At 58.6% G+C, this 12,850-nt stretch carries 12 protein-coding genes and 1 pseudogene; 3 read left to right on the top strand and 10 right to left on the bottom strand.

Features of this window, described 5'->3' with window-relative positions:
* Positions 1-4 precede the first annotated feature (4 nt).
* Positions 5-1,003: a nicotinate-nucleotide--dimethylbenzimidazole phosphoribosyltransferase gene (locus tag NKI22_RS28440; RefSeq protein WP_352482679.1), complete on the bottom strand. Its 999-nt coding sequence runs from the start codon at positions 1,001-1,003 to the stop codon at positions 5-7.
* A gap of 174 nt (positions 1,004-1,177) precedes the next feature.
* Between NKI22_RS28440 and NKI22_RS28435 the strand changes: the two genes are divergently transcribed.
* On the top strand, positions 1,178-1,411 hold the full coding sequence (locus tag NKI22_RS28435; protein ID WP_031193575.1) for a DUF1289 domain-containing protein: 234 nt from the start codon (positions 1,178-1,180) through the stop codon (positions 1,409-1,411).
* Between the two features lie 13 nt (positions 1,412-1,424).
* Entirely contained in the window at positions 1,425-2,129 is a 705-nt protein-coding gene (locus NKI22_RS28430) for a TIGR02281 family clan AA aspartic protease (RefSeq protein WP_352482604.1), read from the top strand.
* A gap of 9 nt (positions 2,130-2,138) precedes the next feature.
* Here NKI22_RS28430 and dusA read toward each other — a convergent pair whose 3' ends face one another.
* Together dusA and NKI22_RS28420 are read right to left on the bottom strand one after the other, a co-directional pair.
* Complete coding sequence (gene dusA / locus NKI22_RS28425; protein ID WP_352815341.1) at positions 2,139-3,116, bottom strand: tRNA dihydrouridine(20/20a) synthase DusA; 978 nt, start codon at positions 3,114-3,116, stop codon at positions 2,139-2,141.
* 177 nt (positions 3,117-3,293) lie between these two features.
* A complete protein-coding gene (locus NKI22_RS28420) occupies positions 3,294-3,932 on the bottom strand; it encodes a glutathione S-transferase family protein (protein WP_287388084.1) in 639 nt (212 codons plus the stop codon).
* A gap of 21 nt (positions 3,933-3,953) precedes the next feature.
* Between NKI22_RS28420 and NKI22_RS28415 the strand changes: the two are divergent.
* A pseudogene (locus NKI22_RS28415) lies at positions 3,954-4,178 on the top strand (Tn3 family transposase); the annotation flags it as partial.
* 474 nt (positions 4,179-4,652) lie between these two features.
* Here the strand turns inward: NKI22_RS28415 and NKI22_RS28410 are convergent.
* The 7 genes from NKI22_RS28410 to NKI22_RS28380 all read right to left on the bottom strand — a co-directional run bounded on the left by NKI22_RS28410 (position 4,653) and on the right by NKI22_RS28380 (position 12,671).
* Positions 4,653-5,867: a pyridoxal phosphate-dependent aminotransferase gene (locus NKI22_RS28410; RefSeq protein WP_352815338.1), complete on the bottom strand. Its 1,215-nt coding sequence runs from the start codon at positions 5,865-5,867 to the stop codon at positions 4,653-4,655.
* Positions 5,845-7,422, bottom strand: coding sequence for an aldehyde dehydrogenase family protein (locus tag NKI22_RS28405; RefSeq protein WP_352815337.1), 1,578 nt, complete (start codon positions 7,420-7,422; stop codon positions 5,845-5,847). Before NKI22_RS28405 ends, NKI22_RS28410 begins: the two co-directional genes overlap by 23 nt.
* A 380-nt stretch (positions 7,423-7,802) precedes the next feature.
* On the bottom strand, positions 7,803-9,278 hold the full coding sequence (locus NKI22_RS28400; RefSeq protein ID WP_352959314.1) for an NAD-dependent succinate-semialdehyde dehydrogenase: 1,476 nt from the start codon (positions 9,276-9,278) through the stop codon (positions 7,803-7,805).
* A 398-nt stretch (positions 9,279-9,676) separates the two neighbouring features.
* Positions 9,677-10,435, bottom strand: a complete 759-nt coding sequence (locus NKI22_RS28395) for an amino acid ABC transporter ATP-binding protein (protein ID WP_352815333.1) — start codon at positions 10,433-10,435, stop codon at positions 9,677-9,679.
* 17 nt (positions 10,436-10,452) lie between these two features.
* Positions 10,453-11,235: a transporter substrate-binding domain-containing protein gene (locus NKI22_RS28390; protein ID WP_352815331.1), complete on the bottom strand. Its 783-nt coding sequence runs from the start codon at positions 11,233-11,235 to the stop codon at positions 10,453-10,455.
* 69 nt (positions 11,236-11,304) lie between these two features.
* On the bottom strand, positions 11,305-11,991 hold the full coding sequence (locus tag NKI22_RS28385; protein ID WP_352815329.1) for an ABC transporter permease: 687 nt from the start codon (positions 11,989-11,991) through the stop codon (positions 11,305-11,307).
* Complete coding sequence (locus NKI22_RS28380; RefSeq protein ID WP_352815327.1) at positions 11,988-12,671, bottom strand: ABC transporter permease; 684 nt, start codon at positions 12,669-12,671, stop codon at positions 11,988-11,990. Before NKI22_RS28380 ends, NKI22_RS28385 begins: the two co-directional genes overlap by 4 nt.
* Between the last annotated feature and the right edge of the window lie 179 nt (positions 12,672-12,850).

Genomic DNA, 12,850 nt, shown 5'->3' with positions numbered 1-12,850 from the left:
ATGCTTAACCGCGGACCGCGGCTGCCATGCCGGAGCTGGTCAGCGCGGCCGCCTTGACCAGTCCAGCGGCAAGAGCCGCCCCTACCCCCTCGCCCTGGCTGACGCCCAGATCGAGCAGCGCGCGAAGGCCGAGGCGCTCGGCGGCCTTGGCATGGCCCGGCTCCGGCGATAGGCTTGCGAGGAGACAATGATCGAGCGCGGCGGGGTTGGCGGCATATAGGGCGGCAGCGGCCGCGGTCACCGCAAACCCATCGAGCAGCACCGGGATCTTCTGCATCCGCGCCGCCAGAATGGCGCCGCAGATCGCTGCGAATTCCCGTCCACCGACCCGGCGAAGCGCTTCCAGCGGATCCTTGAGGCTCGCGCCGTGAAACGCCATCGCGGCATCGACCACCTCCGCCTTGCGCCTCTGCATCGCTGCGTTGGCCCCCGATCCAGGGCCGACCCAGTCGGCGCCGGTGCCGCCGAACAGCGCCGCGCAAAGAGCCGCGGCGACAGTCGAATTGCCGACGCCGAGGTCGCCAAGGCAAAGCAGGTCGGTGCCGCCGGCAATCGCTTCCATGCCGAAGGCCATGGTGGCGGCGCAACCGCGCTCGTCCAGTGCCGCGTCCTCGGTGATGTCGGCTGTTGGAATGTGCAGAGCCAGATCGAACACCTTCAAGCCGAGATCGTTGGCGATGCAGATCTGGTTGATCGCTGCACCGCCGGCGGCGCAGAGCTCGACCGCATTTGCCGTGGCGGCGGCGGGGCGCGGCGAAATGCCGTGGCGGGTGACGCCATGATTGCCGGCAAAGAGCGCCACCAATGGCCGCGTCACCGCCGGTGGCGCGCGGCCGCTCCAGCCGGCGAGCCAGGCGGCGACGTCCTCGATGCGGCCGAGCGAGCCTTTGGGCTTGTCTGCCTTGGCAAACAACTGGCGCACGCGGGCGTTGGCCGCCATATCTGCCGGCGGCAGGCTCACCAGAAGGTCGCGAAAATCGTCGAAAGGCAGCGCGCTGGTCATGTCGATGGCGATCGTCCCTGTGAATTGGTGAGCGGCATAGCCGCCTTGGCCAGCCGGCACAACCTCGGCGTAACTTGGCGGTATTGACGCGAAAGCACTTGTTGGCGGCGCACCCCGGAGGGCTTGCATTGACTTTGTCGTTGCACCATGTGGAGGCTAGCCAAGGAAATCCTCATGACGGCCATTGAATCCCCGTGCATCCTGGTCTGCTCGATCGACATGAAAACCGGTTTCTGTTTCGGTTGCGGGCGCACGCGCGAGGAAATCGCCGCCTGGATCGACATGACCCCGCAAACCCGCCGCAGCGTCATGGCCGAGCTGCCGGCAAGACTGGAAACGGTCGAGCGACGCCCCCGCCGGGAAACCCGTCGCAGCCGCATGGCACGCGAACGCGACGCCCTCTCGTGAACCGGCCGCAGAGATGAACCGACTGTTGTGGATTCTGATCGTCGCGATCGGGGCGGGTGTGCTCCTGCTCATGCTCAACGATTCCGCCGGCAGCACGTTCGGCATTGAGAATTACGATTTCAGCCAGCTGATCTGGCTTGGCGCTTTAGCGGCGCTCGTCGGCGCCGGCCTGCTCAGATCGGGCAGGCCGTTAGGCACCATGGCCCGCAGCCTCGGCGCCTGGGGTGCCATCGTGCTGGCGCTGATCGCCGGCTATCAGTACCGCTATGAGTTGCAGGATTTCGCCAGCCGCGTCACCGCCGGCTTTGTTCCCGGCAGTCCGCTGGCACTGGGCGTGGACGAAGGCCATGCCACCGTCACCCTGGACAAGGCCGGCAACGGCCATTTCGAAGCGCGTGTCACGATCAACGGGACGCCGATCCTGACGGTTGTCGATACCGGCGCGACCAGCACCGTGCTGACCGCCGAGGACGCACTGGCGGTCGGGTTCAATTCGGCGGCTCTCCGCTTCACCATACCGATCTCTACCGCCAACGGCATGACACGCGCCGCCGCCGTAAAAACCGATGAGCTGTCGATCGGCGGCATCGTGCGCAAGGACATGCCCATCATGATCGCCGCACCCGGCACGCTCGGCCAGAGCCTGCTCGGCATGAATTTCATCGGCTCGCTATCGGGCTTCGACGTCCGTGGCGATCGCATGATTTTGCGGGATTAACTTCTTTCCTCAGGCCGCCTCTGCGGTCCTGCCGAAATCGACTTCTGCGAAAGCCGCCTTGAGCACCTGCGGTCCGGCACCCGGCTTTGTCGCCTCGGTGGAAAGGATCTGCCGATAGCGGCGTGCACCGGGCAGGCCGTGAAACAGCCCGACCATGTGCCGGGTGACATGCCCGAGGCGTCCACCCTGCTCGATATGGCGTGCCGCGTAATCCGCCATGGCATCGATCAGCGCGGCAAAATCGAACGGCTCAGCCGTGCCGCCGTAAAACGCGGCATCGATGCCGGTCAGTATCCCGGGCGTGTGATAGGCGGCGCGGCCGAGCATAGCGCCATCGACATGGTCGAGATGCCTCAGCGCCTCTGCAAGAGATTGAATGCCGCCATTGATGCCGATGAATTTGTTTTGTTTTCTGGCTTTCAGCCGATATACGCGGCCATAGTCGAGCGGTGGGACGTCGCGATTTTCTTTTGGGCTCAGACCTTCCAGCCAGGCCTTGCGGGCGTGCACCCACAGCGCGTCGGCGCCGGCCGCGAAAACACCGTCGGCCAAGGCATCGAGTGCCGGTTCCGGATCCTGCTCGTCGACGCCGATGCGGCACTTGACGGTAACCGGTATTTTCACCGCCGCCTTCATCGCAGCGACGCAATCCGCGACGAGCACCGGCGTCTTCATCAGGCAGGCGCCGAACGTGCCCGACTGGACGCGGTCGGACGGACAGCCGACATTGAGGTTGATTTCATCATAGCCGAAGGCTTCGCCGATGCGCGCCGCCTCGGCCAGCTTTCCCGGATCGGCGCCGCCGAGCTGCAGCGCCACCGGATGTTCGCTGTCGTCGAAGCCGAGCAGCCGCTCGCGTGCGCCGTGGATGACCGCATCTGCCACCACCATCTCAGTGTAGAGCAGCGCCTCGCGCGTCAATTGGTGATGGAAGAACCGGCAGTGCCGGTCCGTCCAGTCCATCATCGGCGCAATGGCAAATTTCATATATTTTTCAGGCATTTATCTACAGTTTTTAAACCACACCGAGATTGGGCGGACTGACATTGCCGGCCTCTATGAGGCCGTAGCGTTGGTTTCCCGCTAGACAATGCTACCAGACATTTAAGCACGACCGCGTAGGATCGATGGTCTTGCGAATTTTTGGATTCGGCAACGCGACAGCTACTCCCAGAGGGATATTCCCTCTTGCGTTAAGGCTCGTTGCACAGCCGCTCGCTCCTCCAACCGACGTGCATGAGAGGTCCAAGCGGGGTAGGTATTTCGCATGTCAACGGCCATACGATTTCCCCACCTGTAGAATACGAGCAAATACGGATCAACGATTGAATAGGACTCTCCTACGGCCCAATCTCGGTCCGTCAACTTGGATTCTATAAGCGCAAACGCGGAAGCCAAGTGCTCCTTTCCTTTATGAACCAAGGGCTCGTACATCGATTGATCCGGTAAGAAAAAGTCGGCGCGCCAGATCATTCGGACGGCGACCGCGTGAACCGCACTCGATAGCCAGTTAAACCATTCGATGGAACGGATGATGTTTTCTGCATCCGCTCCCAGGAGCCGCGCGTCTGGATTCGTCAGGCCCAGGTGAAATAAGATTGCCGGCGCTTCAGTGAGAGTGAAATTGTCGGCAATGAGAACAGGGATTCGCCCTTTCGGGTTTAAGCGGTGAAATTCGTCGGTCTTGGCTTCGGGATGGCCTGGCGACATCAACGCCAGCGAATAGGGCCTTCCAATCTCCTCCATGACGATGTGAGGTGCAAAAGAGCAAGAGCCTGGCGCAGCATGAAGTGTGTAATGCATCAATTCCTCCGAAAACCGCATCATCTCGTCATCGCCGCAATTGTCTATTGGAATTCCACTTACATGGCCGATGCCATTGCCCATCTGCGCTCAGCCGGAAATGCCGTGACCGACGATCTCATGGCACACACGTCTCCGGTCGGCTGGGAGCACATCGCATTCTCGGGCGATTTCCTGTGGGATCGGGCCGCGCAAGCAAAGGCTCGAAAATCCCTCGTCCTGCCGAGAGGAACTCGGGCCGCATAAAATGTTCTCCAGCCGTTCTCTCTTGCCGTCGTTTAGCGTTCTCTCAACGCTATGCCCTCGAGTACAATACAACGACAGTACAACTTAGAGGGATTGATTCCACTAAGTTGTTGAATATACGATGCTTTTCGCGACGTCTGTCCAATCCATCATGGGTGCAATAGCGAAGCGCCGAGATACGCCAATCTGCGATTTCCTTTCTTTTTCCACTACTTAGGCCTTCTAAATCACTTTTGCGGTTGTCTCGTTTCGTCCGATTCTGTACCGTTTCTCCCGAAAGGTACAACAAATGTTGTACCGCCGAAGGGGATGTAGCATGGCTCGCACAGATTGACCTGTGCGCTCAAGACCCCTTTTGCCCAGACTGATGGCTTGCCCAGTATCAAGAGTCGGGCGGCTCGCCCACGAGCAGTTACCAACTTCGACACGCCGGATGTCGACGTATTCTCAAATCAGATCCCGCGAACGTTGTTGCTACGATTTCGCGCAAAAACGTTTCAGCCGTGCCATGCCGCTCTCAATCACGGAGTCAGCGCCCGAGAAAGAGATGCGTATGAAGTTTTTCATATCCGGCCCAAACGCGACGCCCGGCACGATTGCCAGTCGTTCCGTGGAGTACAGACGCTCGACAAACTCAGTGCCGGGTAAACCCGTTGCACTGACGTCGACGAAACAGAACATGCCGCCACCCGGCCTCGCGAATTTCAGCTGGGGAATCTCGGAGAGCCTAGCGCACATCAGATCGCGTCTGCGCTTGAGTTCGCTTGCGAAAAACCGCATCTCTTCGTCACCCGCCTCATCGAGAGCCACCGCTGCGGCATCCTGAATAAAGGTCGGCGATCCGAAGAGCATGCATTGCGCAAGATTTTCCAAATGAACTGATGCCGAGACCGGCCCAAGCGTCCATCCTAGCCTCCAGCCAGTCATTGCATGAGACTTGGACAGGCTGTTCACAATTATGGTCCGCTCCGTCATGCCGGGAATGGACGTTACTGAGAGGAACTCGCCGTCAAAGACTGTGCTGCGGTAAACCTCGTCGCTGATGATCCATAGATTGTGCCGCTCAGCAAATGTCGCAACGGTTTCCAGATCCTGCTTGCCGAACACATATCCGCCGGGATTGTTTGGGGAGTTCAGCAAGATCGCCCGCGTTCGATCTCCTACCGCTGCACGGAGAATATCCTCGGATATCTTCTGCCGTGCATTTTGCAGCGATAGTTTGACGGGCCGGGCCACTGCTCCACCGGCGCGTATTGCCGCTTCGTATGTGGCATACCAAGGCTCGAGGCAGAGCACTTCGTCGCCAGCTCCGGCAACGGTCATCAGGGCGGCGAAAAGAGCATTTTGTGCTCCACCGAATACAATGGCTTGTGCTGCATTCCAATCACGCCCATCGAACCGTTTTTGCGCGGCAGCAATGCTGCGACGAAGGCCGGGCGTGCCCGGAACCGGAGCGTAGTGCGTCCGACCGCCTCGGATGCTTTGAATGGCAGCTTCAGATATCCTCGTCGGCGTGTCGAACGAGGTATCCCCAAGGCAGAGGCTGACGACGTCTTCGCCTCGATCTACAGCATCCGCCGCCGCGTCCGCGATCGCCCAGCCTGCCGCTCCTTCACTGGCGATGGCCCGAGTGTGCTCCGAAAACCGTGGCAGCTCCTGATCAATGTTAGTTCGCCGCAATGTTTCCATCGTTGCCTCCTCCCGAAGCGCTGTGTGAAATAGTTGCGCATCCCTTTCCGAGTTGAAGGTAGATGCTTTTTGTTGTCAGGAATCCGTCGAGTTGTTCCGGTCCCATGTCCTTGCCAAAGCCCGAAGCTCCCACGCCACCGAATGGCATGGTCGGATCCAGGAGCCCATGTGCATTGATGTAGATGTTCCCGGCTTTGAGCCGCCGGGAGAGCTGCACTGTTTCGTCGACATTGTCGGAATAGACAGCGGCAGCCAGGCCATAGATGCTCGCATTGGCCCTTTCCACCGCCTCATCAAGGGTCTCAAATCGTGCAACGCCCAGAACGGCGCCGAATATTTCTTCGCGGAAAATTCCCATTCCTTCGGAGCATTCAGCGAAGATCGTCGGACGAAGAATGCCGTCCTCGCGACCCGTTCCGCCTGGCCCTTCGCCTGTAACGAGTAATGCGCCTTCCAAATGCGCGCTCTTGATATGCTCCAGGACGCGGCCCCGATGCGCCGCCGAGACGAGTGGGGTGATCCTGGAGTTCGGATCCAAACCAGGACCGATTGTCAAACTCTCTGCACCATCCTTCAGCTTCTCGACCAATTCGTCGTGGACGCTGGCATGGGCGTAGACGCGCGATCCCGCGTCGCAGACCTGGCCGGAATTCATGAATATCCCTGATAAAATAGCGTTCGCTGCGTTATCCAGGTTCGCCTTGCTCGTCACGATAACAGGCGATTTGCCTCCGAGCTCAAGCGTCAGACGCTTCATCGTATCGAGTGCGGTTTTCCCAACCGCCGTTCCCACCGCTGTCGAACCAGTAAACGAAAGTTTGTCGATACCTGGGTGGGCGGCCAATGCCTGGCCGATGATATGGCCAAAGCCGTTTACGACGTTGATGACGCCATCAGGAAAGCCAACCTTGGTCGCGAGTTGGGCGACCCTCATTGCCGAGAGAGGCGTGAGCTCCGACGGTTTGCAGACGACCGTGCATCCGCAAGCAAGCGCGGCCGCAAGTTTCCAGGAGAGAATCTGCAGCGGGAAATTCCACGGGATGATTGCCGCGACCACCCCGACCGGCTCCTTGATGGTGTAGGTCAGCGTCTCGCCGGGTAGGGAGACTGCGGTTGCGGTCCTGCCGTCCAGCTTGCTCGTCCAGCCTGCAAAATACTCGAAATTTGCGATCGAGCCGAAAACGTCGATCGACCTTGCGTCGGAAATCGCTTTCCCAACGTCGATGGTTTCCAGATGGGCCAGGAAATCTGCGTCGGCATCGATCGCATCAGCCAATCGCAGGATAAGCTTCTGTCGTTCCAGCGGCGGCATTCTACCCCAATGACCTGTGAGAGCCTTGCGGGACGAACGCACTGCGCGATCGACAATTTCTGCACCTCCGCTTGCCAGACCTGTCAATCTTTGACGGGTGAACGGCTCGATGACATCGATGACGTCGGCAGCTGAATCAACTTCCTTGCCGTCGATGAAATGGCCTATCGGACGGCAGACGAAGGAAATGACCTCGGACGGGACGGAGAACCGATTGAAGTAGCTGCCCATGTCCTGGTTCATGCTTCTGCTTTCTTACCTCCATCGGTGACGCATCGAAGAGCGCCTGCCAGTGATGATGATCCTCAAAAAATCCGGCGCGTCGAAATCACCCAAGGTGGCGGTGAGGCTGGAAGCCGATCTCAGCACCCCCTCGTCCCGTTCTGAGCTTTTGGTCTACGGGAAGCCCGGCTTCGCCGCATCGCTGCGCAGGAGAGGCCGAGACTCACCTGGCCCTGTTTAGATCACCGGAGGAAATTCGAAATTATGTTGCACCAAACCAAAGTTTGATGATTGCGAACGTCAAAGCCTGCACGATGGCCATTGCCGCGACGAGAGCCGGATTGAGGGCATTCCCGCAAGCGGCACCCATTCCGCCACGCTTACCAAGCCTCGATCGTCGGCTACGAAATACTCAAGCAGATGTATTTGATGTTGATGTAGTCGTCGGCCCCATATTTCGAGCCTTCCCGTCCTATCCCCGATTGCTTCACGCCGCCAAACGGAGCGACCTCGGTCGAGATCAGACCTGTGTTGATACCCACCATCCCAGTTTCAAGATCCTCGGCAACGCGGAATATACGAGCGACATCTCGCGAGTAGAAATAGCCGGCAAGACCGAACTCGGTCTTGTTTGCCATTGCCACGACCTCCTCCTCTGTCTCAAAGGAGAACAGGGGAGCAAGGGGACCAAAGGTTTCCTCCGTCGCTACCTTCATCTTGGAGGTGACACCGAGCAGTACGGTCGGCGAGAAAAACTGCTTGCCCTGTTCACCGCTCGTCCCGCCTGTCGCTATATGCGCGCCATGCGACAGCGCATCCTGCAGATGCTCATTGACCTTGTTGACTGCACTTTCATCGATCAGAGGGCCGATTTGCGCCCCTTCGGCAAAGCCATTGCCGACCTTAAGGTTGCGCACCCGCCTCGCGAGCTTCGACGCAAACTCCTCGTAGACTCCCGATTGCACATAGATGCGGTTTGCGCAGACGCAGGTCTGGCCCGCATTGCGGAATTTGGCAACGATCGCCCCTTCGACGGCCGCGTCGATATCAGCGTCGTTGAAAACGATGAACGGTGCATTGCCGCCAAGCTCAAGGCTGAGTTTCTTGATCTGGTCCGCACCTTGCCTCATGAGGATCCGTCCGACATTCGTCGAGCCTGTGAACGAGATCTTTCGAATTTTGTCGCTTGCGCAGAGCACCGAACCAACCATCGCCGCGTTGGTGGATATGACGATGTTCAGCACGCCCGCCGGGATACCCGCCCTCTCGGCAAGTATCCCAAGGGCGAGCGCCGACAATGGTGTCTGCGCGGCCGGCTTGGCAACCATCGAACATCCCACAGCCAAAGCCGGCGCAAGTTTTCGGGCGAGCATCGCGCTAGGAAAGTTCCAGGGCGTAATTGCGCCAACCACACCAACCGGACTCTTCACCACGAAAATGCGCTTGTCAGCCTGATGGCCGGGAATGACATCGCCGTAAATCCGTTTTGCTTCCTCGGCGAACCACTCGATGTAGGACGCCCCATAGAGAATTTCGGTCCGGGCTTCTTGCAGGGGCTTGCCCATTTCTGCGGTCAGAATGATTGCAAGATCATCGACATTTTGAACGACGAGATCATACAGCTTTCGAAGGTATGATGCTCGCTCCTTTCCCGTCAGCTTCGCCCACTTCTTCTGTGCTTCGTGAGCGGCATCGATCGCCTCCCGGAGCTCCAGTTCGCCGAGATCCGGGACTGATAGGATGTGTTCGCCGGTGGCGGGGTCGGTCACGGCGAAGATGGATCCTTCGCTGGTTCCCACCCAGCGTCCGCCCACCAAGGCTTTGTCGACTAGGAGAGTGCCATCTTTCAAATTGGATGCAAGGTCGGAACTGGTCATGTAACTCCTCATAGTGCCCGATGGTTTTGCTCGAGGATTGGTCCTGGTTCGGCCGCGCTCGCTCCTGAGCGCTGCGGCGACATTCGCTGTCGAGCCCACACATCGCCGCCGGCTTGACGCTCGCCTTTGGACACCTCGGGCCGTTTCCGCCGGCTGATCCAGATCGCCTTCGGTTCGTCGATCGGCTTCGCCGCCAGATCGCGACGACCAGTTCCACCGATCCCAGTTGCGGTCTAGCCGACGCAAAAAACGGAGATGGGCGCGCGACGGAACCCGCCGTCTTGGGAATATCGCAAAGGAGCTCTCGATGCCTATGAACCAATGCTGCCAGGCAACGTCAGTCACGAGTTCTATTTGCTTTCGTAGTTCCAACCATCAAGGCCTAGCGACTGACACACCTATCCCCTTGTCGTGGCTTCCACAAAAGAACGCACTCTGGAATTTTGGGACGCGTTGAAGAAGCAATCGGGCGGCGTAACCTCGACGATCTCCCCCTGATCCATAAAGACGATCTGGTCGGCGATCTGCCTCGCAAACCGCATCTCATGCGTGACGATCATCATCGACATCCCTTCGTCGGCAAGACCCAGCATGACGTCGAGCACTTCGTTCACCAGTTCGGGATCGAGCGCCGAGGTCGGCTCGTCGAAGAGCATCACGGCAGGCTGCATCGTCAAAGCGCGGGCGATTGCCACGCGTTGCTGCTGACCTCCTGATAACTGAGATGGATACTTATCCTTCAGTTGCTCCACGCGCACCTTGCTCAGCTGCGTCATGGCGATTTCCTCCGCAGCAGCCCGTGTCATCTTCTTCACGCGCCGCGGCGCCAGGATGAGGTTTTCCATGACGGTAAGGTGCGGGAAAAGATTGAATTGCTGGAAAACCATTCCAACGTCGCCGGCGAGTTGTCTTGCGTTCGCACAATCCGGATCGAGATCATGACCCGCCACCCTGATTGAGCCCGCGGATCTTCGCTCAAGACCGACGATGCAGCGTACAAGGGTCGACTTGCCCGACCCCGACGGACCGCAGACGACGAACCGTTTTCCGACAGGCATCTGCAAGGTGATTGCCGTCAAAACCGGGTGTAGGCCAAATCGCTTGGACACTCCGGCGACATCGATCGCCGGAGTGGTTGTGTGTCGTTCAGAATCCATGCTCTTGCTCCGAATGCTCATGGCTTCTTCGGAGAGATATCCATGCCAAAATACTTCTGGCTCAATGTTTTGAACTCGCCGGAGTCCTGTACCGCCTTCAGACCTGAAGCAAGCGCGGATGCCGTAGCCTTATCGTTCTGGCGAATTCCAATGCCTGGGCCGATGCCGAAATGCTTGGTGTCCGACAGCGCGGGTCCGATAAACTCAAACCCTTTTCCTTCAGGCTTCTTCAAAAATCCCTCGGAGAGGGCGATTGCGTTGTCAAGGACGAGTTCGACGCGGTCGGCCGACAAGTCAAGAAGGGCATTGTCCAGGCTCGGATAGCTCGTGATTTTTGCTGTTGTCCCGGCAACGTCGCGAACGTAACTCTCGCTGATCGTTCCCGACGCTACACCGATGGTTCTGTCCTTAAGCCCCGCCGGGGTGACATCGGCAGGCGATCCAGATTTGCCAACAAAGCGCGGCGGATCGACGTAATACGGCCCGACGAACGAGATGACTTTCTTGCGCTCGTCGGTGATGTTCATCGAGGCGATGATCGCATCGATCTTCTTTGCCTTGAGTGCAGGAATCAGACCGTCGAACGCAATGGCGGTAAATGTGCAAGTGAGCTTGGCCGCCTTGCAGATCGCATAACCGAGATCGACTTCAAACCCCTGCGGCTGGCCGTTGGCATCGACAAAATTGAAGGGAGGAAAGGCACCCTCCGTTCCTATTTTCAGCGTCTGCTGTGCGTAAGCCGAGTTGACCGAACAGACAGCCGCAAAGACGGTTGCCGTCATAAGACGTTTCAAATTCATTTGTTCCTCCGGGGGATCGACAGGTTTTTATTGTCGACAGTCGCCAACTTATCGATGCGCAGACATCTGTCAATGGCTGTTCGGCAGATGCCGCCGAAACCGACGGTCAAGGACATTCCAGCTCAACCTGAGCACCTCGACGCAGCAGATGTAGATAAGCCCTGCCCAAAGATATGGGCTTAGTTCGAAACTCCTCGCATAGACCAATCTGGCGGCGCCCATCAGATCATAGACGGCGACGATGGAAGCGACCGCGCTCGCCTTTACAAGAAGGACAAGCTCATTTCCGAGCGGTCTCACTGCGATGACCATCGCCTGCGGAATCAAGATGTCGACAAACGTGTCGTAGCGGGACAAACCGAGGGTTTGTGCCGCCTCAGTTTGTCCGCGCGCTACTAAATTTATGGCGCCCCGGTAAATCTGGGCCTGATAGGCTGCGGTGTTCAGTGAAAACGTCAAGATCGTGCAAAAGAAAGGGTCCGCGAATAGCCACCAGAGGCCGCCATCCTCCAGGGCTGCGCGGAACTGACCGCTTCCATAGTAGACCAGGAAAAGCTGCGCGAGCAGCGGCGTACCGCGGAAGAAGAGCAGGTATGAACTAGCTATGAGACGGAAGGATGCACGACTACTGAGAAGCGCCATCGTTAGCGGAATCGCTACAAGGAACCCCAGCAAGGCGGACATGGCCACGATCTTCAGGGTGACGGCAAACCCGGCCAAAAGCTGAGGGGCAAAATCGGGCAGGAACAGGTTCAAGACGCGGTCCTGGCATATCCACGCGAGAGCCGTACCTCGAGAACGCCCGCGGTGCGTTCGGAGACCGTGGTCAACAGGAGATAGATGATACAGGCGGCCCCGTAGAACTCGAAGGGTTGCTTGGTGCTCGATACCGCCAGGCTGGTCGTCCGCATGAGGTCATTGAGCGCGATGATCGAGACCAATGATGTATCTTTCAACAATACAATCCACGTATTCGACAGGCCAGGCATCGCCGCCCGCAGCATCTGCGGTGCGATGACATCCTTGAATGCCTGAAAGCGATTAAGGCCGATCACCTGCGCGGCCTCGGCCTGGCCGCTGGCAATGGAGTTCAGCGCAGACCGGAAGACTTCCGCGGAGAAGGCCCCGAAAACGAGAGCCAAGGAGAATACGCCGGCTGCGAACGGGCTGATCTCGCCAAATCCGTCGATCCCGATTTCGTCAGCGAACTGATTAAGCAGTTCCTGCGCTCCGTAATAGATCACGATCAGCGTCAGAAGCTCCGGCAAGCCGCGGAAGACTGTCGAGTAAACCGCCGCAACGAACCGGAGGCAAAGACTTTCCGACCTTGATGCCAAGGCCAGCACCAATCCAAGCAACAGCCCTACCGGAAGCGTCGCAAGTGCCAGCCCAACGGTCAAAATCGTGCCCGATGCGATCTGTCCAACCCAGTCCAATCTGAAACCTCATCTCACACCTTGCCGAAATCTAGCATCGCAAACCGATTGTCCACTGTCGACACGAGGTCCCTCAAACCCTTGTTTGAAAGTTTGACATCATGTGCCGTCCGATTGGCGACTACTAAGAGCCAAGTCTGGGAAACGTTCGTCTTCGGCGGTTGGATGTATTGAAGGAG

The sequence above is a fragment of the Mesorhizobium sp. M0778 genome, from assembly GCF_040320105.1.
In the GTDB taxonomy this organism is placed as follows: Bacteria; Pseudomonadota; Alphaproteobacteria; order Rhizobiales; family Rhizobiaceae; genus Mesorhizobium.
The sequence above is the reverse complement of the archived record's forward strand: the minus strand, read 5'-3'. Positions and strand labels throughout refer to the sequence as shown.